The following is a 25,911-nucleotide window of genomic DNA, read 5'->3' as shown; positions in this document are numbered from 1 at the left end:
AAGAAAATTTTCGTTCAGTTAAGTATGATGTATAATTAGCCGATAACAGCTAGAATGTCGCTTTCACGTAAAATTAAGTATTCAGTGTCTTCGTATTTAACTTCAGTACCTGCATATTTTGAGAAGATAATTAGATCGCCTTGGGCAACCTCTAAAGCAACACGTTCGCCATTTTCAAGGACACGGCCAGTACCAACTGCTACTACCTTACCTTCTTGTGGCTTTTCTTTAGCAGTATCAGGAAGAACAATACCGCTTGCAGTTTTTTCTTCAGTTTGAACTAGTTCAATAATAACGCGATCACCTAATGGTTTTAACAAGTGAAACAACCTCCTCATATTCTCTTGATAATTTGTTTCATGATTATTAGCACTCTTCATCATCGAGTGCTAACACATTTATAATATTAAATAAACCGAGCCTTTTTTGCAAGTATCTTATTGAAAATTTTTTATTAATTTCTGATAAATTATGGGTAAACTACTTTAGCATAATGATTTCCTTAACAATGTAATTGAAATGTTATGTTAGGGGTACCTTTAAGTGGTGTTCTGCCTCAATATTTGATACCATTTTGGAGTATGCGTTTATAGATTGTCCCCATATCAGGAACGTTCCGAACGGGATGGGTGACTATAAAAGGAGTTTTCATTTTTGAAAAAAGAATATTGGTTCGTCATCATCACTTATATTGCCATGCAATTATCCAGTATTGTTGGGGTACCCATTTTCATGCTGATCGGGTCTTATACTGGAATGCCGGCAGATGAACTCGAAGTGAAGTCTGCAGCATACTGGATAGTCTTCAGTTTTCTCGTTGCTTTATTATTGATTCTTTTTTTAATAAGAAAAGATATGAGGGAAAAGTTGGACACGAGAAATCAAACTTCCGTTTCGTTGTCCGTATTATGGGCAATTGCAGGAGTGTTCATGGCTCTTTTTGCACAAAGCATTGCCGGCAGCATTGAACAAATGCTTGGGGTGGAGTCTGAATCTGAAAATACGCAGCAACTTATTTCACTCATTTACAAAGTCCCCATGGTCATTTTCGTCACTTCAGTAATTGGACCTATATTGGAAGAATTAATTTTCCGGAAAATCATTTTCGGATCACTTCATAAACGCTTTAACTTCTTTATTTCAGCCTTAATCAGCTCAGTTATTTTCGGCTTGGCGCATGGTGAATTTGAACATCTTCTTTTATATACGGCAATGGGCTTCACCTTTGCTTTCCTTTATGCGAAAACAGGCCGCATTCTTGTTTCCATGAGCGCACATATTGCGATGAATACGCTTGTTATCATCCTTCAAGTGGTATATCGGGAGGATATTGAGAAGATGCTAGATACTGCACAGGCCTTCATCGGAGGTTTATTATGAAACGTCAATCACCATTATTCATGGGCATCATCTATGCAGGCTTAGGAGCTCTTTTTACCGCTATCGCGATTCAAACCGTCAATTCTTCCGGATGGGGACTCTTTGCCTACATACTTGTCCTTATTGCAACTCTTGATTTTGGATCGGGATTACGCATGATCATGCTACACTTTAAGATTAAAGCCGCACAAAAAAATAAGAAAAAATAAAAAAACGCTGCAATGATGCAGCGTTTTTTTCATTCCTCCAATGCGGCTTCTTCCACTACTGGATAATGTTTCAGGAAGTAGATGAGCGACTGAAGCTCCACGGCCAGGTCAATGTGGTGAACCCTTATGGATGGAGGCACGGTCAGCCGTGCAGGTGTGAAATTCAATATTCCTTTTATATCAGCTTTGACTAGACGATCGGTTATCGTCTGGGCTACCTGTGCAGGCACTGTCAATATAGCCGCAGTAATATTATTTTCCTGCAATAGTGTATCGATTTGATCCATATGATAGATGGGCACATCAGCTATTCGCTTGCCGACCTTTTCTTCAGAAACTTCGAAAGCCATTTCAATTTTAGTATTATTATTTTTCATGAAATTGTAATTTAAAAAAGCGGTTCCTAAATTTCCTACCCCGATTAAAGCGACTTTGGTCAATTCATCCTGATCTAGTGTTTTTCTAAAGAAGGATAATAAATAATTGACATTGTAGCCGTAGCCTTTTTTCCCAAGCGCGCCAAAGTAGGAAAAATCACGGCGAATTGTGGCAGAATCCACTTTTACAGCTTCACTTAGCTCTGCCGAGGAAACTCTTTGTTTGCCTGAGGAATGTAAGTTCTTTAAAAATCGATAATACAATGGCAACCTTTTGGCTGTCGCCTGCGGTATCTTTGGGTCATGGTTCATTGTTCTTCCCCGCTTTCACACATGCTTTTCAACTTAATCTCTATCTGTTTGTTTTACTTGCCTTTTATAATCGCTACTAGACACTCCGCCTGTTTTCTCCACTAAGAATGTAGGCCCGATCACCATTCCCTTATCAATGGCCTTACACATGTCATAAACAGTCAAGGCAGTCACGGATGCAGCTGTTAACGCTTCCATTTCCACACCTGTACTCCCTTTTGTCTTAGCTTCCGTTTCAATCCTAAGCCTATATCCTTGTTCTTCTTTTTCCCAATCAAAGGCTATATTGACCCCTTGCAGAGCAATGGGATGGCACATCGGAATTATATTGGATGTATTTTTGCTGGCCATTATTCCTGCAACTTGCGCAACAGCCAGTACATCACCTTTTTTCATTTTATGGTTCGTGACCAATTCATATATTTCATCATTCAATAAAATGCTCGATTGAGCTACTGCCGTCCGGGTTGTTTCAGGCTTAGCACTCACATCAACCATTTTGGCCCTGCCCTGTTCATTAAAATGCGTTAAGTCTCCCATTTAAGTAACCCCTCCTAAATCATACACTATTATTCCACTTTATGTAACAGCTTTTGTTTCAGCTTGGAACCAAGCTGTTGCCGATAATAACTAAAATACGTTACACTAACAATAATCAATTGAGGTGAAATCTATGATTTTATTACAAATCAATCAACTATCGAAATATTATGGAGCTGAACTTATTTTATCAAATATGAAGCTCGAAGTTCAAAATAAAGATCGAATTGCACTTGTCGGCCGAAATGGCGCCGGTAAATCCACTCTGCTTAAAATCATAGCTGGGCAGCTTTCCCATGATGGCGGTGAAATAATCAAACCAAAAGGCGTCACCATCGGCTATATGGCCCAGGATACGGGATTGGAATCCGAACTGACCATTTGGGATGAGATGCTGACTGTATTCACGGATCTTATAGAGCAAGAAAAGGAACTGCGTCGCCTTGAGGCTGATATGGCCAGACCTGACATCTTTGAAAACGAAACAATTTACCAAAAAGTGCTGAATGAATACGACACTTTGATGGTGACATTCAAAGAGAAGGGCGGTTATCAATATGAAGCGGATATCCGTTCCGTATTGCATGGACTTCAGTTTGCTGACTTTGACTATTCTACCCCAATTTCCACTTTAAGCGGTGGGCAAAAAACAAGGCTTGCATTAGGGAAGCTGCTTTTAAGGAAACCGGATATATTGATTCTGGATGAGCCGACGAACCATTTGGATATCGAAACCCTCTCTTGGCTTGAACAATATTTACAAGGCTACCAGGGAGCTGTCCTTATTGTTTCCCATGACCGCTATTTTTTAGATAAAGTAGTAAACCTCGTATATGAGATTTCCCGAAATAACATGAAAAAATACCATGGTAATTATAGTTCTTACCTAGAGGGAAAAGCGGAGGATTATGAGCGGGACATGAAACTGTTCGAGAAGCAACAAGGGGAAATTGAAAAGCTTCGCGACTTTGTCCAACGTAATATCACCAGGGCTTCCACCACGAAAAGAGCACAAAGCAGACGCAAACAGCTCGAAAAGATGGATGTATTGGACAAGCCGCAAGGTGATGAAAAATCTGCAAATTTTTCTTTCCAGATTGAAAGGCAAAGCGGAAATGAAGTACTTCACCTCCAGGACTTGGCTATTGGATACGAAGGGGAAACGGTATCAAAGAATATAAATTCCCGGATGACTAAAGGTGAGAGCATAGCACTTGTTGGCCCAAATGGAGTTGGAAAATCTACTTTATTGAAAACGATCATTTCTAAGCTGCCTGCACTTTCTGGGGGTTTCCGTTTTGGAACGAACGTAGAAGTCAGCTACTACGATCAAGAACAGGCTAACCTTGTTTCCAATAAACGCGTACTAAATGAATTATGGGACGACTATCCCCTTAAACCGGAAAAGGACATTCGCACCGTACTCGGTAATTTCCTTTTTAGCGGTGACGATGTTTTGAAAACCGTTTCCACACTAAGCGGGGGCGAAAAGGCCCGGCTTGCTCTAGCCAAAATGATGATGCAAAAAGGGAATTTTTTAATTCTTGATGAACCAACGAACCATTTGGACCTCGATAGTAAATTGGTGCTTGAAAACGCATTGATCGATTATCCAGGAACTATTCTTTTCGTTTCACATGACCGTTATTTCATAAATCGAATAGCAACGAAAGTGATAGAGCTCTCCAAAGACGGCAACGAAGAATTCCTCGGTGATTATGATTACTATCTAGAGAAGAAACAGGAGCAGGCTGAAATCCAAGCACTTGAACAGCAGGAACAGGCTAATACTTTAGATGCAGCTGTAGAAAAAACGAATTACAAAATTGATAAAGAAGCAAAAAAAGCTGAACGCCAGCGAAAACGGCGCATTGAGGAAATCGAGGCAGCCATGGAGCTTCTTGAAATCGAAATAAACGAATATAATGACCTCCTTTGTGATCCAAATGTTTTTCAGGACCATGAAAAAGTAATGGAGGTCCAAACAAAGCTTGATACTGCACAGGAAAGTTTGGACCAGCTTCTCGAAGAATGGACTGAACTGGAAGAATGACAAAAGACCGAGTCAATTGACTCGGTCTTTTTCTTTTCCATTCAAAACGTCGCTTGAAAGTTATCCACAAATTTGTTAACAAACCACTTACCGTTCACTAGCCATTAATTTGAGTTATACACATTATCCACAGAAACATATCCACTTATCCACAAAAACACCACTTTATACACATGCAGTATGATTATCAAAAAAACTTTATCCACAGAATATTCTATTTTTTTATAAACACAATAAAAAGACAGGATGCCAAAGTGAGGGATCCTGTCTTCTCTTCAATTAAAATGCTTCGATATCCAATCCAGGATTTCCGTTCAAATCCAAACCAGATCGTTTTCCCTTTTCAAACATGACACTGCCAGCAGCACCGATCATGGCGGCATTGTCTGTACAAAGATATAGGGGCGGAATGGATATATCCATAGGTAAATCCTTAAAAGCTTCCGTTAATGCTTCCCTAAGGCCTTTATTTGCGGCAACTCCTCCAGCAAGCAATACCTGCTTCACATTATATTCCTTTGCAGCCTTTACAGCTTTGATTACAAGCACTTCTATCACGCTAGCTTGGAAACTTGCCGCTAAATCTTTAGGTTCAATTTTTTCCCCGCGCTGTTCAGCATTATGCAAAGTGTTGATTACCGCTGATTTCAACCCGCTGAAAGAAAAGTCATAGCTGCCATCCAACCATGCCCGAGGCAGTTTCAAAGTTGGTGAGCCTTCTTGTGCCAGCCTATCGATATGAGGGCCGCCAGGATAAGGGAGCCCCAAGGTTCGGGCCACTTTATCATACGCCTCACCTGCTGCATCATCCCGCGTCTCCCCTATCACCTTGAAAGAACCCGGTTCTTCTAAAAGCACCAATTCCGTATGGCCTCCCGAAACGACTAAAGAAAGCGCAGGATATTCGATCTCCTGAATAAGCCGATTCGCATAAATATGACCCGCGATATGATGCGTACCGACAATAGGTATTCCATGTGCGAAAGCTACAGCCTTCGCCGCATTCACGCCTATTAATAGTGCCCCTACAAGTCCGGGACCTTCTGTAACGGCAATGGCATCCAAGTCTTCATATGTCACACCTGCCTGAAGCAGTGCTTCTTCAAGAACGATCGTAATTTGTTCTACATGATGACGGGAAGCTATTTCCGGGACAACACCGCCAAAACGTTTATGGCTTTCGATTTGTGAAGCCACGACATTACTCAGTATCTCCGTTCCATTTTTTATGACAGCTGCCGCAGTTTCATCGCAGCTCGTTTCAATTCCTAATATAAATTGATCTTTTTTCATGAAAAATTCACCCACATAACATAAGCATCTTCTTGATTGTCTGTATAATAATTTTTTCGGATTCCACCCTTTTGGAAACCAAGTTTTTCATAAAGCGAAATGGCTACTGCATTACTGACACGGACCTCAAGCGTCATCCTCACCACACCCATCGAAATGGAGATTTCAATCATCTTCCTGAGCAAAGCTTCCCCAAGCTTTTGCCCTCGGTATTCTGGCAATATCGCTATATTGGTAATGTGCGATTCATCAATGACGATCCACGCACCGCAATAACCGGCAATTTTCCCTTCATCCTCTATCACCATGTATACAGCATATTGATTATGATTCAGTTCATTAAAAAAAGCTTCCCGGCTCCAAGGCAAAGTAAAGGACTGCTTTTCCACATTAAGCACTTGGTCGATATCTTCCGTATTCATTTTTCGGAACGTCAATGTTTTACTCATAATAATCGGTCGCTTTCCTTGTTTATTTCCCCTGCTGTTCAAGCCACTTAGCTTCTGCTTCAGCCATGCGGATATAATTCGGTACAAACTGGTGAACATCGACTTCAGCCTTATCAAGGCCAATGAAGGCCAGTTCGCTTGGTCTTGAGTTATATGACTGTACCGGAGCAAATACAGCTAAATCACCTAATGCTTCCGTAATTGCATCCCGGTGAATGTCCACATCTTGACCAACGAATAAAACAGGACGATTTAATTCCTTCAATTGATTCGCCCACTCAGAGGATAGAATATTACAATCTTCAATGACTGTCTTTAAAGAGTTATTTTCCATTTCATATAATCCAGTATAAATCTGCCCTCTTCTTGCATCGAACAATGGAGAGATCAACCCGTTAAAATAACGTCCATTAGCTGCTAAAACCTCTAAGCTGGAAACACCCGATAACGGAATCTGAAGTGTCCATGCCAAGCTTTTTGCAATCGTCACTCCAATCCTGACGCCTGTATAGGATCCCGGGCCTTGAGCGACCACTATCTTAGTCAAATCCTTCGGTTTAGTATCACAATCCCCCAGCAGTGTTTCAATTGCTGGCATAACCCGCACCGAATGATTTTTCTTTAGGTTCGTCGTATACTCACCAATTACTTGACTCCCGTTTACCAGGGCAACCCCTAATGTGAAATTCGATGTATCTATAGCTAAAACCTTCATCAAATAATCTCCTTACATAACTTTACATATCGTTCGCCTTTGGCTTCCAGAACAAAACGCCGGCTTGTATCGCTCAGACGATAAATATAGATGGTCAGGATTTCCTCTGGAAGGTGATCCTTTATTAAATGGGCCCATTCAACGACAGTCACACCATCACCATCAAAATATTCTTCAAAGCCTAAATCTTCTTCCGATTCACTTACCCGATATACATCCATATGATATAAAGGCAATCGACCCATGTATTCCTTTATTATCGTAAAGGTAGGGCTATTCACCATTCTGGTAACACCTAATCCTTTAGCCAACCCTTTTGTGAATGCCGTCTTTCCAGCACCCAAGTCACCTTCTAAAGCCAGCACATCGCCACTTGAAAGCTTTTGTGCCAATTCATGCGCAAATCGCGCTGTTTCTTCCTCATTCTGAGAAATCCATTCAACCTGATGCATATATCAATCACCTTTATCATTATTAGGAAAACGTCCTAAAGTTCATGTCGAGAACCATAAACGCAATATTATGGAACAAAAACCATTCTATATGTAGTTTACCTTGTTTCAAAAGAAGAAACAAATAAGTTAGGGACATAATTATTCGAATTTCGGATAAAACAAAAAAACGAAACCTAAGTTTCGTTTTTTTCATGATTGCGGGGACAGGATTTGAACCTGCGACCTTCGGGTTATGAGCCCGACGAGCTACCGGACTGCTCCACCCCGCGACGGTATAAATGTTTCTTTTATAAATATAGTATTCCCAATCACTCAAAAAGAATACAAAGATTATAGCTTGGCGGCGTCCTACTCTCACAGGGGGAAACCCCCAACTACCATCGGCGCTGAAGAGCTTAACTGCCGTGTTCGGAATGGGAACGGGTGTGACCTCTTCGCTATCGCCACCAAACATTAATCTTTTTTGCACATTTACTATCATACCATGTATGAAACCAAAATGCAAGAAGAAATTTTCATTCCTTCAAAACTAGATAATATAAGAAGGTATTTCATTTTTTTAAAGCGATGGTTAAGTCCTCGATCTATTAGTATCAGTCAGCTCCACATGTCGCCACGCTTCCACCTCTGACCTATCAACCTGATCATCTTTCAGGGATCTTACTAGCTTGCGCCATGGGAAATCTCATCTTGAGGGGGGCTTCATGCTTAGATGCTTTCAGCACTTATCCCGTCCGCACGTAGCTACCCAGCTATGCCTTTGGCAAGACAACTGGTACACCAGCGGTGCGTCCATCCCGGTCCTCTCGTACTAAGGACAGCTCCTCTCAAATTTCCTGCGCCCGCGACGGATAGGGACCGAACTGTCTCACGACGTTCTGAACCCAGCTCGCGTACCGCTTTAATGGGCGAACAGCCCAACCCTTGGGACCGACTACAGCCCCAGGATGCGATGAGCCGACATCGAGGTGCCAAACCTCCCCGTCGATGTGGACTCTTGGGGGAGATAAGCCTGTTATCCCCGGGGTAGCTTTTATCCGTTGAGCGATGGCCCTTCCATGCGGAACCACCGGATCACTAAGCCCGACTTTCGTCCCTGCTCGACTTGTAGGTCTCGCAGTCAAGCTCCCTTGTGCCTTTACACTCTACGAATGATTTCCAACCATTCTGAGGGAACCTTTGGGCGCCTCCGTTACTCTTTAGGAGGCGACCGCCCCAGTCAAACTGCCCACCTGACACTGTCTCCCACCCCGATAAGGGGCGCGGGTTAGAATTTCAATACAGCCAGGGTAGTATCCCACCAACGCCTCCACCGAAGCTAGCGCTCCGGCTTCTCAGGCTCCTACCTATCCTGTACAAGCTGTACCAAAATTCAATATCAGGCTGCAGTAAAGCTCCACGGGGTCTTTCCGTCCTGTCGCGGGTAACCTGCATCTTCACAGGTACTATAATTTCACCGAGTCTCTCGTTGAGACAGTGCCCAGATCGTTACACCTTTCGTGCGGGTCGGAACTTACCCGACAAGGAATTTCGCTACCTTAGGACCGTTATAGTTACGGCCGCCGTTTACTGGGGCTTCGGTTCAAAGCTTCGCTTGCGCTAACCTCTCCCCTTAACCTTCCAGCACCGGGCAGGTGTCAGCCCCTATACTTCGCCTTGCGGCTTCGCAGAGACCTGTGTTTTTGCTAAACAGTCGCCTGGGCCTATTCACTGCGGCTTTTCTGGGCTATTCACCCTAAAAAGCACCCCTTCTCCCGAAGTTACGGGGTCATTTTGCCGAGTTCCTTAACGAGAGTTCTCTCGCACACCTTAGGATTCTCTCCTCGCCTACCTGTGTCGGTTTGCGGTACGGGCACCTTACATCTCACTAGAGGCTTTTCTTGGCAGCGTGGAATCAGGAACTTCGGTACTATATTTCCCTCGCCATCACAGCTCCGCCTTAATGGAAACGGGATTTGCCTCGTTTCCGGCCTAACTGCTTGGACGCGCATATCCAACAGCGCGCTTACCCTATCCTTCTGCGTCCCCCCATCGTTCAAACGATGTATAGGTGGTACAGGAATATCAACCTGTTGTCCATCGCCTACGCCTTTCGGCCTCGGCTTAGGTCCCGACTAACCCTGAGCGGACGAGCCTTCCTCAGGAAACCTTAGGCATTCGGTGGAAGGGATTCTCACCCTTCTTTCGCTACTCATACCGGCATTCTCACTTCTAAGCGCTCCACCAGTCCTTCCGGTCTGACTTCAACGCCCTTAGAACGCTCTCCTACCATCGACACCTAATGGTGTCAATCCACAGCTTCGGTGATACGTTTAGCCCCGGTACATTTTCGGCGCGGAGTCACTCGACCAGTGAGCTATTACGCACTCTTTAAATGGTGGCTGCTTCTAAGCCAACATCCTGGTTGTCTAAGCAACTCCACATCCTTTTCCACTTAACGTATACTTTGGGACCTTAGCTGGTGGTCTGGGCTGTTTCCCTTTCGACTACGGATCTTATCACTCGCAGTCTGACTCCCAAGAATAAGTATTTGGCATTCGGAGTTTGACTGAATTCGGTAACCCGTTGGGGGCCCCTAGTCCAATCAGTGCTCTACCTCCAATACTCTCATCTTGAGGCTAGCCCTAAAGCTATTTCGGAGAGAACCAGCTATCTCCAGGTTCGATTGGAATTTCTCCGCTACCCACACCTCATCCCCGCACTTTTCAACGTGCGTGGGTTCGGGCCTCCATTCAGTGTTACCTGAACTTCACCCTGGACATGGGTAGATCACCTGGTTTCGGGTCTACGACCTCATACTCATTCGCCCTATTCAGACTCGCTTTCGCTGCGGCTCCGTCTCATCAACTTAACCTCGCATGAAATCGTAACTCGCCGGTTCATTCTACAAAAGGCACGCCATTACCCATTAACGGGCTTTGACTACTTGTAGGCACACGGTTTCAGGATCTATTTCACTCCCCTTCCGGGGTGCTTTTCACCTTTCCCTCACGGTACTGGTTCACTATCGGTCACTAGGGAGTATTTAGCCTTGGGAGATGGTCCTCCCTGCTTCCGACGGGATTTCTCGTGTCCCGCCGTACTCAGGATCCACTCAGGAGGGAACGAAGTTTCAACTACAGGGTTTTTACCTTCTTCGACGGACCTTTCCAGGTCACTTCATTTACCCCGTTCCTTTGTAACTCCATGTTGAGTGTCCTACAACCCCAAGAGGCAAGCCTCTTGGTTTGGGCTAATTCCGTTTCGCTCGCCGCTACTCAGGAAATCGCGTTTGCTTTCTCTTCCTCCGGGTACTTAGATGTTTCAGTTCCCCGGGTCTGCCTTCAGTACCCTATGTATTCAGGTAAAGATACTGTTCCATTACGAACAGTGGGTTTCCCCATTCGGAAATCTCCGGATCAAAGCTTACTTACAGCTCCCCGAAGCATATCGGTGTTAGTCCCGTCCTTCATCGGCTCCTAGTGCCAAGGCATCCACCGTGCGCCCTTTCTAACTTAACCGTTAAAAAAGTCTTACAGATGCTTTGAAAAAAATTAATTGCCTTCTATCTATTATCTAGTTTTCAAGGAACAAAGCAGAAAGAATCCATCACATCGTGATGCTTCTCTTTCCTATTTGAATGAATTACTCATTCAAAACTGAACAAAACAAAAGCGCTCTCGTAATTATCCTTAGAAAGGAGGTGATCCAGCCGCACCTTCCGATACGGCTACCTTGTTACGACTTCACCCCAATCATCTGTCCCACCTTAGGCGGCTGGCTCCATGAAGGTTACCTCACCGACTTCGGGTGTTACAAACTCTCGTGGTGTGACGGGCGGTGTGTACAAGGCCCGGGAACGTATTCACCGCGGCATGCTGATCCGCGATTACTAGCGATTCCGGCTTCATGCAGGCGAGTTGCAGCCTGCAATCCGAACTGAGAATGGCTTTATGGGATTCGCTTACCTTCGCAGGTTTGCAGCCCTTTGTACCATCCATTGTAGCACGTGTGTAGCCCAGGTCATAAGGGGCATGATGATTTGACGTCATCCCCACCTTCCTCCGGTTTGTCACCGGCAGTCACCTTAGAGTGCCCAACTGAATGCTGGCAACTAAGATCAAGGGTTGCGCTCGTTGCGGGACTTAACCCAACATCTCACGACACGAGCTGACGACAACCATGCACCACCTGTCACTCTGTCCCCCGAAGGGGAAAGCCCTATCTCTAGGGTTGTCAGAGGATGTCAAGACCTGGTAAGGTTCTTCGCGTTGCTTCGAATTAAACCACATGCTCCACCGCTTGTGCGGGCCCCCGTCAATTCCTTTGAGTTTCAGCCTTGCGGCCGTACTCCCCAGGCGGAGTGCTTAATGCGTTAGCTGCAGCACTAAAGGGCGGAAACCCTCTAACACTTAGCACTCATCGTTTACGGCGTGGACTACCAGGGTATCTAATCCTGTTTGCTCCCCACGCTTTCGCGCCTCAGTGTCAGTTACAGACCAGAAAGTCGCCTTCGCCACTGGTGTTCCTCCAAATCTCTACGCATTTCACCGCTACACTTGGAATTCCACTTTCCTCTTCTGCACTCAAGTTCCCCAGTTTCCAATGACCCTCCACGGTTGAGCCGTGGGCTTTCACATCAGACTTAAGGAACCACCTGCGCGCGCTTTACGCCCAATAATTCCGGACAACGCTTGCCACCTACGTATTACCGCGGCTGCTGGCACGTAGTTAGCCGTGGCTTTCTGGTTAGGTACCGTCAAGGTACCAGCAGTTACTCTGGTACTTGTTCTTCCCTAACAACAGAACTTTACGACCCGAAGGCCTTCTTCGTTCACGCGGCGTTGCTCCGTCAGACTTTCGTCCATTGCGGAAGATTCCCTACTGCTGCCTCCCGTAGGAGTCTGGGCCGTGTCTCAGTCCCAGTGTGGCCGATCACCCTCTCAGGTCGGCTACGCATCGTCGCCTTGGTGAGCCATTACCTCACCAACTAGCTAATGCGCCGCGGGCCCATCTATAAGTGACAGCGTAAACCGTCTTTCCATCTTCTCTCATGCGAGAAAAGAACGTATCCGGTATTAGCTCCGGTTTCCCGAAGTTATCCCAGTCTTATAGGCAGGTTGCCCACGTGTTACTCACCCGTCCGCCGCTAATCTCAGGGAGCAAGCTCCCGTCGATTCGCTCGACTTGCATGTATTAGGCACGCCGCCAGCGTTCGTCCTGAGCCAGGATCAAACTCTCCGAAGAAATGTTTGACTTGCTCATTTGCTTTTTTGATAGTGTGTGCTCACTTAAAATTTAACGTTGGCGCTTTGTTTTGTTCAGTTTTCAAAGAGCAATAATGGAGCGGGTGAAGAGAATCGAACTCTCATCATCAGCTTGGAAGGCTGAGGTTTTACCACTAAACTACACCCGCATTTAATTTTGAAATATTTTAAGAAAGGATGGTCGGGAAGACAGGATTCGAACCTGCGACCCCTTGGTCCCAAACCAAGTGCTCTACCAAGCTGAGCTACTTCCCGTAAAATATGGTGCGCCCGGCGGGAGTCGAACCTACAACCTTCTGATTCGTAGTCAGATGCTCTATCCAATTGAGCTACGGGCGCTAATTTCTATGATGTTATTGGTGCGGCCGAGAGGAGTCGAACCTCCACGGGGTTTCCCCCACTAGGCCCTCAACCTAGCGCGTCTGCCATTCCGCCACGACCGCGAAAGCGACTTTGTAAGTTTAACACCTTTTCAACTTGATGTCAAGAAGAAAATATCAGTGCGGGTGAAGGGACTTGAACCCCCACGCCTTGCGGCGCCAGATCCTAAGTCTGGTGCGTCTGCCAATTCCGCCACACCCGCGAAAATAAATGGTGAGCCATGAAGGATTCGAACCTTCGACCCTCTGATTAAAAGTCAGATGCTCTACCAACTGAGCTAATGGCTCTAAATAAAATGGCTGGGCTAGAAGGGATCGAACCTTCGCATGACGGAATCAAAATCCGTTGCCTTACCGCTTGGCTATAGCCCAATAAACAATTACTAATTAACAGCCAGGATAATATTATATCACGATAATATTATTTTAGCAAGTGTTTTTTTAAAAAAATGGCGGTCCCGACGGGAATCGAACCCGCGATCTCCTGCGTGACAGGCAGGCATGTTAACCGCTACACCACGGGACCAGTATTATGATCATGTATATGAAAGTGACCCATACGGGATTCGAACCCGTGTTACCGCCGTGAAAGGGCGGTGTCTTAACCGCTTGACCAATGGGCCTTGATTAAAATATGCAACTGGCGGAGAAGGAGGGATTTGAACCCTCGCGCCGCTTACGCGACCTACACCCTTAGCAGGGGCGCCTCTTCAGCCTCTTGAGTACTTCCCCAAAAAAATGGCTCCGCAGGTAGGACTCGAACCTACGACCGTTCGGTTAACAGCCGAATGCTCTACCACTGAGCTACTGCGGAATAATGAAAATTGGGTTCCTTTTTCACGCTCAAGGACCTTAGTGTTTGTCGTTAAGACAAGTTGTTATCTTGTCGACTCTTATGATTATAAAGAGGTTACAACTTAAAGTCAAGAGTTCTTTTATGTTTTTTTATATTTTTGTTATTCACTTCTTAAACCCTTGGTAAATCAATGATCCACGACATTTACCACACACGAAACGGGTAGTGTCGATTCGTTTTTTTCTTATATATACCTGCTGACAGTTTTCACATTTATATTGAATAGTATTCATCTTTTTCTTTAATTGGTTAGATGGCAGCGGCTCGCAAAATCTTGGTGCCCCCACTTTTTTGAGTAAATGCTTAAAGTCCGCATCACGATGCTGGTACCCTTTCTTCTCGATGTGCAAATGATAATGACACAATTCATGCTTAATGATTCCAATCATTTCTTCCACACCGCGTTCATCAAGATACTTCTTATTGATTTCTATATTGTGTGAACGGAGCAAGTATCGTCCTCCTGTTGTTCGGAGACGCGGATTAAAACTGGCTTCGTGTCTAAAGGCCTTTTTAAAGTCTTTCATCGAAATTTCTTCTACTAGTTTTTGCAATTGCCGATTATCCATTTCCCCCTCCCTTTCTTTGGTAACATGACAACCCATTATAACATAGACTAATAATACAATAGGAAACTAAGGGAGGAAAAGCTATGCCTAATTGGTTCCAGAATCAAATCCGCAAAGCCTTTTATGAAAAGGATTATTATCAAGTGAAGATGTTGAATCAATGTTGGTTTTTTTATCAAAAGAAAGAAAGTCTCAGGGTATAGATTCAACTGTGCTCCAAATATAAATACATCGCTTCAAAAAAAACCCCTTCTAATATAGAAGGAGTTTATCATAGGCTAGTTTTGATCCTTTGGCTCGAGCATCGTTAAAGATACCCTTTGCTTTTTGGGGTCAACCAGTTCGACCCAAACCGTCACAACATCCCCAACGGCAACTACATCCAATGGGTGTTTTACAAACCGGTTGCTCAGCTTGGAAATATGCACCAGACCATCCTGTTTGACACCGATGTCCACAAACGCACCGAAATCCACAACATTCCTCACTGTACCTTGTAATTCCATCCCAGTTTGCAGATCCTCCATTTTTAGTACATCCTGCTTAAGCAGTGGTTTTGATAATTCATCACGAGGATCTCTTCCCGGTTTCATCAAATCATCTATGATATCTTTAATCGTAATTTCCCCAATTTCCAATTCATCGACCAAATCAGCCGGATTTAGTTTACCTAACTCTTCATTCAATGCATCACTGCCTAAATCCTCAGATGTAAATCCCATTTTCTTTAATAATTTATTCACTGCACTATAGTTCTCAGGGTGTATCGCGGTTTGATCCAAAGGTTCATCTCCATTAATGATACGTAAGAACCCTATACATTGTTCATATGTTTTGACACCAAGCCGGGGAATTTTCTTTAATTGCTTCCTGCTTGAAAACTTCCCTTCCTCTTCCCTTTTCTTCACAATATTTTGAGCAACCGATTTTGATAAACCAGCTACATATTGTAATAGAGACGATGAAGCGGTATTAACATTCACTCCTACTTGGTTAACAGCTGTTTCCACTACAAAGGTGAGGGATTCCGTTAACTTTTTCTGGGACACATCATGTTGATACTGACCTACCCCCACGGATTGGGGGTCAATTTTAACAAGTTCGGCAAGGGGATCTTGAAGCCTCCTGCCTATCGAAACTGCGCTTCTCTGTTCTACTTGAAGATCCGGAAACTCTTCACGGGCTATATCCGAGGCTGAATACACGCTTGCTCCCGCTTCATTAACAATTATATATGAAATGTTCCCTTTCACTTCTTTTATAATATCTGCGATGAATTGCTCTGATTCACGCGATGCCGTACCATTGCCGATTGCCACGATCTCAACCGAGAACCGCTGAAGTATTTCGATCGTTTTTTCACGGGCAGCATTAAGCTTCGCAGCAGGAGGATGTGGATAGATTACACTGATATCGAGTACCTTTCCGGTTTCATCGATGACAGCCAACTTACACCCAGTCCGATATGCCGGATCTAAGGCTAGGACCACTTTCCCTTTAAGCGGGGGCTGCAAGAGCAGGTTCCGGAGGTTTTCAGAGAAAATATGGATAGCTTGATCCTCAGCTTTTTCCGTCAGCTCTTTTCTGATTTCCCGTTCTACAGAAGGCATTATCAAACGTTTGAGTCCATCCTCAATCGCAGATTTAAGAACAACTTGGGCTTCAGATTTGTTGTTTTTAATGATTTTCCGTTCCAGATGACCAATGATGATTTCAGTCCGAGGATGAATGGAGATTCGTAAAACCTCTTCCTTTTCACCTCTATTCAGCGCCAACACCCGATGTGGTACGATTCTTTGAACCGGCTCCTCATATTCATAGTACATCTCGAAGATTTTTTTCTCGTCCTTCTCTTCATTTTTCACAGTTGAAACCACTTTTCCAGCTTTGAAAATTTCAGCCCTTATCCACTTCCTTAATTCTGCATCATCGGAAATATGTTCAGCTATGATATCCTGCGCTCCTGTAATAGCCTCTTCAATAGATGAAACTTCTTTTTCTGCCGATATGAATTCTGCAGCTTTTTCGCTAACCCGAGCATGCAATTGACATTCCAAAAGCCAATTAGCCAATGGTTCAAGACCCTTTTCTTTAGCGACTGTTGCTTTCGTTCTCCTTTTTTGTTTGAATGGCCTGTATAAATCCTCGACTTCCTGCAGTTTTGTCGCTTTATCGATTTGTCTTGTTAATTCTTCCGTCAATTTCCCCTGTTCACCAATCGAACGCGTAACTTCCGCTTTCCTCTGGCCAAGGTTTTCTAAATAGTTCCATCTTTCCATAATGGAACGAATCTGCACTTCATCAAGTGAACCCGTCATTTCTTTTCTATACCGCGCAATAAAGGGGACAGTATTACCCTCTTGAAGCATCTGTATGACGTTTTGGACTTGATGATTTTTCAAAGTTAGCTCATTTGATATTTGTTTAATCAATTCTTTTAATGTATCTTCTACAACGATCATTATGTTTACCTCCAACGTTTTGATCTGATATATATAGTCTAGCAAATGAGAGATGAAGTTGCGAATTCCACACAAAAAAGCTCACTTCCGAATTACGGCGAAAGTAAGCTTCCTAAAATGAAAGTTGTATCATCTGCAGTTAATGGACTGCTTTTTAATATGCTTTGGGCGTTCTTATCGATAGGGACCAGCCTTTTCAAAAAAGTTTTAGCTCCCTTAAGTTCTAAACCATCGGAATGAAGAATGAATTTTGCATTTGGTTCATATTTGTATCTCTGCGTCCTGTATTTTTGTTTCCTTCCTGATAAATACCCTGTAACAGGTAAAGGGTAAACGAGTTTATCGTCACTTGGATTATACAGGAAAAAGCGGATGTTACCAACTGAACTGTATACAAATTCATTCTTGTCATAAAAAATCTTCAAAATGGAAACGGCTGCTCCACGTTTATCGATTAAAACTTGATTGCACACTGCCATTAGTGACTCGACATCCAACTCATGATTACGTTTAACTTCCTCGATGACGGCATGGGAGGAATCGTAAGCATTTTTCCCGCTGCCCAGACCATCTGCCAGTACACAGACAAAGTATTCTTTCGTATGAAGAAAAAAGTAATCATCACCACAATAAACCATCCCGTTTTTAGACGATTGAGAGACAAGGACTTCTATTTTTTCTCCCCTCAGAATATCTTTGATCACTGAATTAACTCCGAGTTTTCAGCATTAATGGCTTCTTGAAGTTTCTTGATCGCGCGGCGTTGGAGCCTTGACACATGCATTTGGGAAATCCCAAGTTTATCGCCCGCTTCTTTCTGACTTAAATTCTCTAAATAAGTATGTTGAATGATCATCTTTTCACGGTCACTCAGCACATGCAGCACCTTTTCAAGTACAAGTCTCTGATTGACCTTTTCAAAACCTTCATCGACATTCCCGAATATATCAAGCAATGTGACAGTACCGCCATCAGAATCCGCCTCAATAGAATGATCCACGGATAAAGCTTGATAGCTTTTTCCCATTTCCATCGCCTCTAAAACTTCTTCTTCAGTCACACCTATACTATCGGCTATTTCATCTATTCTTGGTGAACGATGCAGAGTTGTAGTTAATTCCTCGACAGTCACCCTGATTTTCGGACCAAGTTCCTTAATTCTCCTTGGCACATGGACACTCCATGTTTTGTCACGCAGGAACCTTTTGATTTCGCCGATTATAGTAGGGACAGCAAATGCCTCAAAGCTCTTACCGAAAGATTCATCATATCGTCGAATGGCACCTAACAAACCAATCATGCCGACTTGGGAGATATCCTCCTGAAATGATTTCCCTTTCGCATATTTACGGGAGATTGTTTCAACCAAACTTTTATAATGGATGACTAGATTGCTCTGTGCTTCCTCATCTTGATTCTGCTGGTAAGCTCTAATCCATTCATTTACCTGTTCTCTTTGTGCCTGGTTAGGTTGAGAGTGTTTTTGCATCCATCTCCACCTGCTCTCCTTCTAAAAACTTAGTCATAAATACTGTAACCCCATCATGCTGATGAATTTTCACATCATCCATTAGAGTTTCAATAAGGTAAAGACCCAAGCCTCCTTCTCTCAAAAGTTCAACTTTTTGTCCATTTTCGTATGGACCGATTCCTTGTCGAACCTCTTCGAAATTACAGCTCTTACCACTATCAGAAACCATGACCTCCAAGCGGTCAGGATAAAGGCCGAAACTTACTTTCACTTCACCTTTTTCAGAATCCTTATATGCATGCTGTACCGCATTTGTACAAGCTTCACTTGTAGCGATTTTCAAATCCTCAATTTCATCATACGCGAATCCCATCCGGCTTCCTATCCCAGAAAGCGTTAAACGAATGACACCGATGAATTCTGGTTTTGCAGGTATTTTCATTTCGATGTAATCATATACTTGACTCATTCTAACCCACCCTCTGTACCACTTTTTATATCAATGATATCTGCAAGACCTGTTATATCAAATAAACGTCGTAACCTTTCTGATAAGCCAACTAAAGTGAATTCGCCATTATGTGCCCTTACGCTTTTAAAAGCACCGACAAACACCCCAAGTCCCGTACTATCCATATAAGAAACTTCAGTTAAATCAATAGTAATCGAAACATTATCCTGCTCCGAAATCGGAAATAGTGATTCTCTTAATTTCGGTGCAGTATATGCATCGATTTCACCTTTCAGTTTTACAATAAATTCAGAATTTAATTCATTAACATCTACAGTTATATTCATCAATGACCCACCTCTTCAAATCCTCTTCATTCCTATATCTATACCCAGCAGAAAAGATACTAAACATTTGATTTTAAAATTATTAATGTAAAATCATCCCTCAGTTGGAAGTTCTGCATTTTCTCCAATTGTTTATATATATTATTCACCATTTCCTGGGCTTGCAAATGCATATTCTTTTTAATGAAACCAATAAGTGTTTCCCTTTCTATGAACCCATCATTCGTCCGGCACTCCGTTACTCCGTCAGATAATAAAATGATCATGTCTCCATGATTCACCGTTTTTTCATATTGGCGATACCTTGTTTTTTTATCAACTCCAAGCAACAAGCCCTTTGCATCCAAATCGCTAAAAGTACCCGTTGCGGCGTCATAGTAAAAACCAGGTTCATGTCCTGCTGAAGCATAGGAAAATTGCCTGTCATGCGGATCATATAAGCCATAGAACATGGTTATGAACATGCTTGGATCCACATTATGCTCCACAACACGGTTCAAACTCTCAAGCACACTATTCGGTTCATGACGATGCTCCGGAAGACTGTCCATCGCATATTTGATCATCGACATGCACAATGCAGCAGGGATCCCTTTTCCAATGACATCTGCTATCCCTACCCCTATCCGCTCATTTTCATCTTGGACGAAGTGATAGTAATCCCCGTTCATCTGCCTAGCCGGAACACTGATCGCTCCAATTTCAAGAGCTTTGATATCAGGAATTTTCGTTTCCAAAAGAGTATGTTGAACGTTTGCCGCTATCTCGATTTCCGTTTTCAGTTCCTGCTGCTGATGTCTAAGGCTTTGATGTTCACGGTATGCAATGCCGTAGCCCATCATGACTTCTAGCAGAAAATCGAAAGAATCCAATACTTTTCCCGGTAATTCCGGGTAAAGTTCCATCAAGTTATTTTTATGCATACTGATGATTTCTTCTGGAGATATATTGTATTTGATATGTAGGCGGCTAATCTTTTGCCCTTGGTAGAGTGCCTGCTCATTTTGGTCTTTAAGATAAGTAGAAAGCGCCTCATGATACTTTTTCTCCATGTTCTCCCTAATGTCCATAGTCCCCCCCTAACGGAGCCATTTCGTAGCGATAATCTTAGTCCCTTCACCTGGTATCGATTCGATATCAAAGTCATCCATTAAACGTTTGGCTCCAGGAAGGCCTGCGCCCAGTCCCCCCGAGGTGGTATATCCATCTTCCATGACTCTGCGGATATCCTCAATTCCCGGCCCTTGGTCCTCTGCAATGATTTTCAATCCTGACTTCCCATTTATATTTAGCTTTTCTATGCTAACACTGCCTTGTCCAGCATATAGGTATATGTTTCGGGCCAATTCGCTAATGGCCGTCGTGATCCTGGCCTGGTCTACAGTACCGAACCCCAACTCTTTAGCGACATTTCTTCCGAGCTGCCTTGCAGCTACGATGTCCCATTCATTTATGATTTTTACGCAGGATTGGAACTCCATTCTTTAATCCCCCAATTCCTGTTGTAATTTCTCCAGGCCTTTCTCTAAGTCTAATGCTGTCAGAACATCTTCTAGACTAATTCCCAGTTCAATTAATGTTATTGCAACAGCTGGCTGGATCCCCGTAATTACAACTTTGGCCCCCATAAGCTTAGACATGCTAAAGACATCGCCTAATACCTTTGCGATAAAAGAATCAATAAAATCTATTGAGGTAATATCTATAACAACGCCATTTGCGCTTGTTTCATGAATCTTATGCAGTAAATCCTCTTGAAATTGAAGGGCTGTCACATCATCCAATTCCCACTGTATAGAGACTAACAAGCAGTCATAAAGCTTTAATATCGGAATCCTCATACTTATCCCTCCACCTTTACGATCTTACGGCTCGTTAATTCCAACGCAACTTCTATTCCTTTTTTCAACGTATTTTTTGTAATCACTTCATTTAAATTAATTCCAAGATTAACGATGGTTTGGGCTATTTCAGGGCGGATGCCGCAAAGTATACATTTGGCGCCCACCAATCGAACCGCTTCCGCAGCTTGAATGATATGATGGGCAACCATGGTATCCACGACCGGCACGCCCGTTATATCAATAAGTACAACTTCAGATCTATGCTTAACCACGCCAGTCAACAGGTTTTCCATTATCTGTTTGGCACGTTCCGTATCAATCGTACCAATCAGCGGCATTACAGTAATGCCTTCCAATACAGGAATGAGCGGAGCCGAAAGTTCTTGCAACGCTATTTTTTGCATGGAAACCGTTCTTTCCCAAGTTTGAGTATATATATTGACTATTTCATTATTTATCGGTGTGGCCCATTTATCCAAATGGTTAACAAGGTTGACTTGATTATCAGGAGTAACCAGACCCTTTTCCACCATGCCATTAATGACAATTAAAGTGAATTTATGAAGTCCTTCATTGACGAAAGTAAGAGGCCATCCCAATTGGACGACTTTCTCGGCAAAATCAGAAAGCTTCAATGTGAATTCCTTGTTTTTACTATCAACGTTCGTGATGATCATATCTATAAATTCACTGCTCGTTTGCGTGAACATTCGATCTGAGACGACTTTAATTAATCTTTCGTCCGTACTTTCCTTCATGATGCCCATCCACTCAGTAAGGATGTAATCTTGATTTTGCTTAATAAAATCGTAAACCAATTGATTCATAATATCCTCCCATTCTAACACAATCGCTATGTTTCCCTGTCCTCGTCACAAGGATGTTAACTAACTGTAATCTTATTCCCATTTTGGATATTCTTCGAGTTTCCCCACTACACTTTTGCTTTTTTTAGGTATTTACAACATAACTACATACCCAAAATTCAGGTAAGAAAAACATCAATTAAAGAAAAGTTAGGGAGATACTATAAAAAACAATGAACGTTCGATCCAATATCTAACTGTATAATGTTTTTATTCGTCAATTTTTTCATATTTCCTGCTGATACTTTTTGGACAAATATTCATGTTATTTCACAAAAAAAAACACGATTCCCACATTTGGAGGAATCGTGTCATCTAAAATAGCATAAAGAATGATTTGTATTATAATAACGCCCGGTTTAACGGGAAAAATTTTCTTTAAAACTCAATGAGGCCTAAACTAATTTGCAAAGCTTCATTGACTTTTTGCATCATCGGTTCGTCAAGATGCGTAATTTTATCAGTTAAACGCTGCTTATCAATGGTCCGGATCTGTTCTAATAAAATGACGGAATCCCGCTCGAATCCGTACTTTTTTGCATTAATCTCAACATGTGTAGGCAATTTCGCTTTTTGAATTTGAGCTGTAATGGCTGCCACGATCACAGTCGGACTAAAGCGATTACCAATATCGTTTTGTAAAATTAGTACCGGACGGGTCCCACCCTGCTCTGAACCAACCACCGGGGAAAGGTCTGCGAAGTATACGTCACCACGCTTAACAACAATCAATGGCTCAGCCTCCGCTAACTAATCGTTCAACGCAATGACCAGCCTCGAATTCAGCCTGGAAGGCTTCAGAAGCAATCGTCAAATTAATGGCCGCCATTTCAATATAACCGCGTTTCATCGATTCACGAAACTCTTTCTTTTTACGTTCGCGAAGATACATTTTTGTGGCACGATAAATAAATTCACTGCGATTCACATTTTCCTCACTCGCATACCCATCTAACTCTGTTAAAAAATTTTGAGGTAATCGAATTAATATCTCTCTTGTTGCGCTGGATTCAGACACAAACATACACCTCCACCATCACTACACACCTTTATTATATATCCTTTTCAATATTACCATTAAATTGCCTATCTGCAAAGAGTATATTCTATTCTAAATCTTATTATCAGCATAATAAAGGAAATCTTATTCACAATCTTAGGATTTTTTTACAACCCGGTCATTCCAGGATGAAATTGCGTACATGATTCACCTGATTGTCTTTAATATATATGCGGGGCACTCTTGCTCCTATCATACATGTTACTTCATAGTTGATCGTCTCCAGTTTTGCCGCTATCTCATCGACAGTAATTGATTCATCCCCATCATTCCCCATTAATGTAACCTCTGTTCCTACAGGGTATGGTCCAGGAAGCTTGATCATGCATTGATCCATGCAAATCCTTCCGACTATGGGCACTCTTTTTCCATCCACAAGAACTTCCTGACCTTGCAGCTTACGAATCCAGCCGTCAGCATAACCGATTGGCAAAGTCCCAATCCATTCATCACCTTCAGCCGTATATGTCGCCCCATAACTAACGCTTTCACCCTTGGCAAGCTGTTTAACCGCGACCATCTTCGTTCTCAATGATATAGCCTGTTTTAATGGAAATGGCAATATCGGCTTCATCTCCATGGAAGGACTCAAACCATACATGGAAATCCCCATTCTTATTGCATTCCATTCAGGATCGGTGAACCTTAAAGAAGCTGCACTATTGGCTGCATGAACATATTCCGGCTTTCTGGTCAATTCGGAAAGCATCCCTTTAAAGAAAGCAAGCTGCGCTTCATAAAAGTCAGTCTTTATTTCATCCGCCGTCGCGAAATGAGTGAATATCCCTTGAAAATTGAAACAAGCTTCCCTCTCAAGCAAACTTTCCACTTTCATGAGTTGGCCTTTATCTCGAATGCCGATTCTCCCCATGCCGCTATCCACTTTTACATGGATTTGCAAAACTTGTCCCGGTTTCAACAAATCCTTTGCCTTCTCCAACCATGCTACATCGAAAACCGTCAAGGAAATCCCATACTCGGCAGCAAGCGCTGCACTTTCAGGCCTCGATGCCCCAAGTACAAGAATCGGAGCCAATATTCCCTTTTTCCGCATGGCGAGAGCTTCATCCAAAAAAGCGACACTTAAAAAATCTGCCCCCGCTTCAAGCGCCGTTTTAGCCACTTCATAGTCCCCGTGTCCATAAGCATTCGCTTTAACGACAGCGAAAAGACTAACACCTTTTCTTAAACTTTTTTTCATTGAAGAAATATTTTCAAAAATATTATCCAAATTTACTTCTGCCCATGTATCTCGATGAAATGTTTTCGTTTCCAAGACCTTTTCCTTCTTTCCTACACTCACAATAAGATTCTTCCCAGTAGCGAAGTTTTCGTTTCATTATAGGACCATTCTATAACCAACCGCTAGAAATATAAAGTGCTTTTTCACCTTGATTCTAATTTACCCAGCTGCCAGCCTAAATCAAATGGAAGGATTAAAAATGTCAACAAGCTGCTTCCCCGCCTATCCTACCTAGAAGAAACCTTCATAAGGAGACGGGAAACATCAGCTTGTTATGTAATCCTATTTGACTGGATTTTCCCCAACCGAACGGGCGACTTCTATCATTTCTTCCTGTTTCAGATCCTTTGATGCAAGCATATAATCGACACCTTCAAAAGTCCATGCAATCGTATTTCCTGTCATGGCTCCGACAGTATAACCCAAATCAACCGGTTCTCCATTCACATTCGTCGAAACGGATGTTTGAACCACCTCAGCTTTTTCCTGTACCAATGTAAAACTTTTTGTACCCTCATAGGTCAAAACGACTCGTTCTCCCTTTTCCGTCGTAATTTCTTTTTCTTCCGTTAAATTCATATCACCAATATTTTCAGGGTATTTCACCGCAAACCCCTCATTTTGGACTTCTGCCATAACAGGAGCTTCAAGTTGTGCACTTGTCATATTTTTCTTCATATCAAATGAATCTTTATCAAAAGTCGTATCGAATTTAACTTTTGAGAATTCAACAAGAACCAATGCAGTCTTATCGGGGTCCATAACTTTCACACTGACTGGAGATAAATCCTTTTTGTTTATAGTAATCTCTTGATATGGCAACATTTTATTGTTTTGGTAGCGCGTTTTCGTTTCAAAGACATAATGTTTATCCGTTTCTTTATATGTCGCACTTTTATCTTCCGTAATGTCTTTCACCAACGACTCGAACAAATAGGCCTGACTGCTGTTCTCCGGCCACTCGCTTTGAAATTTAAAACTTTTATTCAAAGCTGGCGTCAAAACATATACACCATCATCATTTTTCAATATCATCTGGCTTTGATCCTTCTCTTCATTTTTCAGATTCACGCGGTAAAAAGAGGGGTCCTTATGCCAAATCTCCACATTATACACTTGAGGTTCCGTCCCCATCTTTAATGTCATCTTCGCGTTAGCTTTATATCCTTTCATTTCGCCAAGCTTCTCATTCAATTCACTCACTACGTCACTCTGTGATTTTTGGCCGCAAGCAGAAAGAGCAAGCAAGAGCATGATCCCTGCAAAAAGCATTACCATCTTCTTCATCTTTTCAACCCCTTTTTGTCATTTGAACGTAAAAGGGAGAGGAAAA

General features: G+C 42.8%; 25 protein-coding genes, 12 tRNA genes and 3 rRNA genes. 4 read left to right on the top strand and 36 right to left on the bottom strand.

The window, feature by feature from the left end; translation table 11 throughout:
• Window positions 1-35 precede the first annotated feature (35 nt).
• Window positions 36-320 carry a co-chaperone GroES gene (groES, locus tag AC3ISB_RS01635; protein WP_034306337.1) on the bottom strand — a complete coding sequence of 95 codons (285 nt, stop codon included), beginning with the start codon at window positions 318-320 and terminating at the stop codon, window positions 36-38.
• A 334-nt stretch (window positions 321-654) separates the two neighbouring features.
• On the opposite strand from groES, the gene AC3ISB_RS01630 reads away from it, so the two are divergent.
• Complete coding sequence (locus AC3ISB_RS01630) at window positions 655-1,380, top strand: CPBP family intramembrane glutamic endopeptidase (RefSeq protein ID WP_141993391.1); 726 nt, start codon at window positions 655-657, stop codon at window positions 1,378-1,380.
• Window positions 1,377-1,589, top strand: a complete 213-nt coding sequence (locus AC3ISB_RS01625; RefSeq protein WP_034306342.1) for a YdiK family protein — start codon at window positions 1,377-1,379, stop codon at window positions 1,587-1,589. Before AC3ISB_RS01630 ends, AC3ISB_RS01625 begins: the two co-directional genes overlap by 4 nt.
• A 29-nt stretch (window positions 1,590-1,618) precedes the next feature.
• Here AC3ISB_RS01625 and AC3ISB_RS01620 read toward each other — a convergent pair whose 3' ends face one another.
• Both AC3ISB_RS01620 and moaC read right to left on the bottom strand, forming a co-directional pair.
• Window positions 1,619-2,278, bottom strand: coding sequence for a redox-sensing transcriptional repressor Rex (locus AC3ISB_RS01620; protein ID WP_034306345.1), 660 nt, complete (start codon window positions 2,276-2,278; stop codon window positions 1,619-1,621).
• A gap of 33 nt (window positions 2,279-2,311) precedes the next feature.
• On the bottom strand, window positions 2,312-2,818 hold the full coding sequence (gene moaC, locus AC3ISB_RS01615; protein ID WP_098373467.1) for a cyclic pyranopterin monophosphate synthase MoaC: 507 nt from the start codon (window positions 2,816-2,818) through the stop codon (window positions 2,312-2,314).
• Between the two features lie 133 nt (window positions 2,819-2,951).
• Here moaC and AC3ISB_RS01610 point away from each other — a divergent pair, with 133 nt between their 5' ends.
• The gene (locus AC3ISB_RS01610) at window positions 2,952-4,871 is read left to right on the top strand and encodes an ABC transporter ATP-binding protein (RefSeq protein WP_098373466.1); all 1,920 of its coding nucleotides are present in this window, start codon (window positions 2,952-2,954) and stop codon (window positions 4,869-4,871) included.
• 279 nt (window positions 4,872-5,150) lie between these two features.
• Here AC3ISB_RS01610 and tsaD read toward each other — a convergent pair whose 3' ends face one another.
• The 20 genes from tsaD to AC3ISB_RS01510 form a co-directional block, all read right to left on the bottom strand.
• The gene (tsaD, locus tag AC3ISB_RS01605) at window positions 5,151-6,164 is read right to left on the bottom strand and encodes a tRNA (adenosine(37)-N6)-threonylcarbamoyltransferase complex transferase subunit TsaD (RefSeq protein ID WP_489275372.1); all 1,014 of its coding nucleotides are present in this window, start codon (window positions 6,162-6,164) and stop codon (window positions 5,151-5,153) included.
• Entirely contained in the window at window positions 6,161-6,613 is a 453-nt protein-coding gene (gene rimI / locus AC3ISB_RS01600) for a ribosomal protein S18-alanine N-acetyltransferase (protein WP_101225599.1), read from the bottom strand. Before rimI ends, tsaD begins: the two co-directional genes overlap by 4 nt.
• Window positions 6,614-6,635: 22 nt before the next feature.
• On the bottom strand, window positions 6,636-7,328 hold the full coding sequence (tsaB, locus tag AC3ISB_RS01595) for a tRNA (adenosine(37)-N6)-threonylcarbamoyltransferase complex dimerization subunit type 1 TsaB (protein ID WP_489275370.1): 693 nt from the start codon (window positions 7,326-7,328) through the stop codon (window positions 6,636-6,638).
• The gene (gene tsaE, locus AC3ISB_RS01590) at window positions 7,328-7,780 is read right to left on the bottom strand and encodes a tRNA (adenosine(37)-N6)-threonylcarbamoyltransferase complex ATPase subunit type 1 TsaE (protein WP_098373463.1); all 453 of its coding nucleotides are present in this window, start codon (window positions 7,778-7,780) and stop codon (window positions 7,328-7,330) included. Before tsaE ends, tsaB begins: the two co-directional genes overlap by 1 nt.
• A 198-nt stretch (window positions 7,781-7,978) precedes the next feature.
• Window positions 7,979-8,052: transfer RNA gene (locus AC3ISB_RS01585), tRNA-Met, on the bottom strand.
• A gap of 66 nt (window positions 8,053-8,118) precedes the next feature.
• Window positions 8,119-8,234: ribosomal RNA gene (rrf, locus tag AC3ISB_RS01580) — 5S ribosomal RNA — on the bottom strand.
• A gap of 116 nt (window positions 8,235-8,350) precedes the next feature.
• Window positions 8,351-11,283 (bottom strand): 23S ribosomal RNA (locus tag AC3ISB_RS01575).
• Window positions 11,284-11,458: 175 nt separating this feature from the next.
• Window positions 11,459-13,009, bottom strand: a 16S ribosomal RNA gene (locus AC3ISB_RS01570).
• The 16S, 23S and 5S rRNA genes sit together here with 12 tRNA genes alongside, the layout of an rRNA operon.
• A gap of 95 nt (window positions 13,010-13,104) precedes the next feature.
• Window positions 13,105-13,178: transfer RNA gene (locus AC3ISB_RS01565), tRNA-Gly, on the bottom strand.
• A 29-nt stretch (window positions 13,179-13,207) separates the two neighbouring features.
• Window positions 13,208-13,284, bottom strand: a tRNA-Pro gene (locus tag AC3ISB_RS01560).
• A 7-nt stretch (window positions 13,285-13,291) separates the two neighbouring features.
• A tRNA-Arg gene (locus AC3ISB_RS01555) sits at window positions 13,292-13,368 on the bottom strand.
• 18 nt (window positions 13,369-13,386) lie between these two features.
• Window positions 13,387-13,472, bottom strand: a tRNA-Leu gene (locus tag AC3ISB_RS01550).
• A gap of 58 nt (window positions 13,473-13,530) precedes the next feature.
• Window positions 13,531-13,612 (bottom strand) — tRNA-Leu (locus AC3ISB_RS01545).
• 9 nt (window positions 13,613-13,621) lie between these two features.
• Window positions 13,622-13,697, bottom strand: a tRNA-Lys gene (locus tag AC3ISB_RS01540).
• 9 nt (window positions 13,698-13,706) lie between these two features.
• Window positions 13,707-13,781, bottom strand: a tRNA-Gln gene (locus AC3ISB_RS01535).
• A gap of 78 nt (window positions 13,782-13,859) precedes the next feature.
• Window positions 13,860-13,935 (bottom strand) — tRNA-Asp (locus AC3ISB_RS01530).
• 25 nt (window positions 13,936-13,960) lie between these two features.
• Window positions 13,961-14,032 (bottom strand) — tRNA-Glu (locus AC3ISB_RS01525).
• A gap of 18 nt (window positions 14,033-14,050) precedes the next feature.
• Window positions 14,051-14,141, bottom strand: a tRNA-Ser gene (locus AC3ISB_RS01520).
• 7 nt (window positions 14,142-14,148) lie between these two features.
• A tRNA-Asn gene (locus AC3ISB_RS01515) sits at window positions 14,149-14,223 on the bottom strand.
• Between the two features lie 146 nt (window positions 14,224-14,369).
• Complete coding sequence (locus AC3ISB_RS01510; protein WP_480340584.1) at window positions 14,370-14,834, bottom strand: SprT family protein; 465 nt, start codon at window positions 14,832-14,834, stop codon at window positions 14,370-14,372.
• A gap of 83 nt (window positions 14,835-14,917) precedes the next feature.
• Here AC3ISB_RS01510 and cmpA point away from each other — a divergent pair, with 83 nt between their 5' ends.
• On the top strand, window positions 14,918-15,037 hold the full coding sequence (gene cmpA / locus AC3ISB_RS01505; protein ID WP_098372179.1) for a cortex morphogenetic protein CmpA: 120 nt from the start codon (window positions 14,918-14,920) through the stop codon (window positions 15,035-15,037).
• 75 nt (window positions 15,038-15,112) lie between these two features.
• On the opposite strand, the gene AC3ISB_RS01500 is transcribed toward cmpA, so the two are convergent.
• From AC3ISB_RS01500 to AC3ISB_RS01440, 13 genes are all read right to left on the bottom strand, one after another.
• A complete protein-coding gene (locus AC3ISB_RS01500; protein ID WP_489275368.1) occupies window positions 15,113-17,296 on the bottom strand; it encodes a Tex family protein in 2,184 nt (727 codons plus the stop codon).
• A 92-nt stretch (window positions 17,297-17,388) separates the two neighbouring features.
• A complete protein-coding gene (locus AC3ISB_RS01495; protein ID WP_286177109.1) occupies window positions 17,389-18,000 on the bottom strand; it encodes a PP2C family serine/threonine-protein phosphatase in 612 nt (203 codons plus the stop codon).
• Complete coding sequence (gene sigB, locus AC3ISB_RS01490; protein ID WP_480340586.1) at window positions 17,997-18,785, bottom strand: RNA polymerase sigma factor SigB; 789 nt, start codon at window positions 18,783-18,785, stop codon at window positions 17,997-17,999. Before sigB ends, AC3ISB_RS01495 begins: the two co-directional genes overlap by 4 nt.
• The gene (rsbW, locus tag AC3ISB_RS01485) at window positions 18,763-19,236 is read right to left on the bottom strand and encodes an anti-sigma B factor RsbW (RefSeq protein WP_480340587.1); all 474 of its coding nucleotides are present in this window, start codon (window positions 19,234-19,236) and stop codon (window positions 18,763-18,765) included. Before rsbW ends, sigB begins: the two co-directional genes overlap by 23 nt.
• The gene (locus AC3ISB_RS01480; RefSeq protein ID WP_098372176.1) at window positions 19,233-19,565 is read right to left on the bottom strand and encodes an anti-sigma factor antagonist; all 333 of its coding nucleotides are present in this window, start codon (window positions 19,563-19,565) and stop codon (window positions 19,233-19,235) included. The genes rsbW and AC3ISB_RS01480 overlap by 4 nt, the downstream gene beginning before the upstream one ends.
• Window positions 19,566-19,624: 59 nt before the next feature.
• Window positions 19,625-20,635, bottom strand: a complete 1,011-nt coding sequence (locus AC3ISB_RS01475) for a PP2C family protein-serine/threonine phosphatase (protein ID WP_098372175.1) — start codon at window positions 20,633-20,635, stop codon at window positions 19,625-19,627.
• A gap of 9 nt (window positions 20,636-20,644) precedes the next feature.
• The gene (locus AC3ISB_RS01470; protein WP_048682056.1) at window positions 20,645-21,046 is read right to left on the bottom strand and encodes an anti-sigma regulatory factor; all 402 of its coding nucleotides are present in this window, start codon (window positions 21,044-21,046) and stop codon (window positions 20,645-20,647) included.
• A gap of 3 nt (window positions 21,047-21,049) precedes the next feature.
• Window positions 21,050-21,406, bottom strand: a complete 357-nt coding sequence (locus AC3ISB_RS01465) for an STAS domain-containing protein (protein ID WP_076373142.1) — start codon at window positions 21,404-21,406, stop codon at window positions 21,050-21,052.
• A gap of 2 nt (window positions 21,407-21,408) precedes the next feature.
• Window positions 21,409-22,236: an RsbT co-antagonist protein RsbRA gene (locus AC3ISB_RS01460; RefSeq protein ID WP_048682050.1), complete on the bottom strand. Its 828-nt coding sequence runs from the start codon at window positions 22,234-22,236 to the stop codon at window positions 21,409-21,411.
• Between the two features lie 417 nt (window positions 22,237-22,653).
• Entirely contained in the window at window positions 22,654-23,004 is a 351-nt protein-coding gene (locus tag AC3ISB_RS01455) for a type II toxin-antitoxin system PemK/MazF family toxin (protein ID WP_034306610.1), read from the bottom strand.
• A 7-nt stretch (window positions 23,005-23,011) separates the two neighbouring features.
• Window positions 23,012-23,293, bottom strand: a complete 282-nt coding sequence (locus AC3ISB_RS01450) for a CopG family ribbon-helix-helix protein (RefSeq protein WP_034306380.1) — start codon at window positions 23,291-23,293, stop codon at window positions 23,012-23,014.
• Between the two features lie 160 nt (window positions 23,294-23,453).
• Window positions 23,454-24,638, bottom strand: coding sequence for an alanine racemase (gene alr / locus AC3ISB_RS01445; RefSeq protein ID WP_480340588.1), 1,185 nt, complete (start codon window positions 24,636-24,638; stop codon window positions 23,454-23,456).
• A gap of 222 nt (window positions 24,639-24,860) precedes the next feature.
• On the bottom strand, window positions 24,861-25,865 hold the full coding sequence (locus tag AC3ISB_RS01440; RefSeq protein WP_347941044.1) for a LolA family protein: 1,005 nt from the start codon (window positions 25,863-25,865) through the stop codon (window positions 24,861-24,863).
• Window positions 25,866-25,911 lie beyond the last annotated feature (46 nt).

The sequence above is a fragment of the Peribacillus sp. GL_122 genome, from assembly GCF_057835005.1.
Note: the sequence above shows the minus strand (reverse complement) of the source record. Positions and strands in the feature narration are given on the sequence as shown.

Excerpts from the sequence above, each read along its gene's own strand:
- cmpA (WP_098372179.1), top strand. The coding sequence starts at position 14,918 with ATGCCTAATTGGTTCCAGAATCAAATCCGCAAAGCCTTTTATGAAAAG.
- AC3ISB_RS01510 (WP_480340584.1), bottom strand. The coding sequence starts at position 14,834 with ATGGATAATCGGCAATTGCAAAAACTAGTAGAAGAAATTTCGATGAAA.
- moaC (WP_098373467.1), bottom strand. The coding sequence starts at position 2,818 with ATGGGAGACTTAACGCATTTTAATGAACAGGGCAGGGCCAAAATGGTT.
- tsaE (WP_098373463.1), bottom strand. The coding sequence starts at position 7,780 with ATGCATCAGGTTGAATGGATTTCTCAGAATGAGGAAGAAACAGCGCGA.
- tsaD (WP_489275372.1), bottom strand. The coding sequence starts at position 6,164 with ATGAAAAAAGATCAATTTATATTAGGAATTGAAACGAGCTGCGATGAA.
- sigB (WP_480340586.1), bottom strand. The coding sequence starts at position 18,785 with ATGCAAAAACACTCTCAACCTAACCAGGCACAAAGAGAACAGGTAAAT.
- AC3ISB_RS01470 (WP_048682056.1), bottom strand. The coding sequence starts at position 21,046 with ATGGAGTTCCAATCCTGCGTAAAAATCATAAATGAATGGGACATCGTA.
- AC3ISB_RS01620 (WP_034306345.1), bottom strand. The coding sequence starts at position 2,278 with ATGAACCATGACCCAAAGATACCGCAGGCGACAGCCAAAAGGTTGCCA.
- AC3ISB_RS01440 (WP_347941044.1), bottom strand. The coding sequence starts at position 25,865 with ATGAAGAAGATGGTAATGCTTTTTGCAGGGATCATGCTCTTGCTTGCT.
- rimI (WP_101225599.1), bottom strand. The coding sequence starts at position 6,613 with ATGAGTAAAACATTGACGTTCCGAAAAATGAATACGGAAGATATCGAC.
- AC3ISB_RS01480 (WP_098372176.1), bottom strand. The coding sequence starts at position 19,565 with ATGAATATAACTGTAGATGTTAATGAATTAAATTCTGAATTTATTGTA.
- rsbW (WP_480340587.1), bottom strand. The coding sequence starts at position 19,236 with ATGAGTCAAGTATATGATTACATCGAAATGAAAATACCTGCAAAACCA.
- AC3ISB_RS01500 (WP_489275368.1), bottom strand. The coding sequence starts at position 17,296 with ATGATCGTTGTAGAAGATACATTAAAAGAATTGATTAAACAAATATCA.
- AC3ISB_RS01475 (WP_098372175.1), bottom strand. The coding sequence starts at position 20,635 with ATGGACATTAGGGAGAACATGGAGAAAAAGTATCATGAGGCGCTTTCT.
- AC3ISB_RS01465 (WP_076373142.1), bottom strand. The coding sequence starts at position 21,406 with ATGAGGATTCCGATATTAAAGCTTTATGACTGCTTGTTAGTCTCTATA.
- AC3ISB_RS01625 (WP_034306342.1), top strand. The coding sequence starts at position 1,377 with ATGAAACGTCAATCACCATTATTCATGGGCATCATCTATGCAGGCTTA.
- tsaB (WP_489275370.1), bottom strand. The coding sequence starts at position 7,328 with ATGAAGGTTTTAGCTATAGATACATCGAATTTCACATTAGGGGTTGCC.
- AC3ISB_RS01460 (WP_048682050.1), bottom strand. The coding sequence starts at position 22,236 with ATGAATCAATTGGTTTACGATTTTATTAAGCAAAATCAAGATTACATC.
- AC3ISB_RS01610 (WP_098373466.1), top strand. The coding sequence starts at position 2,952 with ATGATTTTATTACAAATCAATCAACTATCGAAATATTATGGAGCTGAA.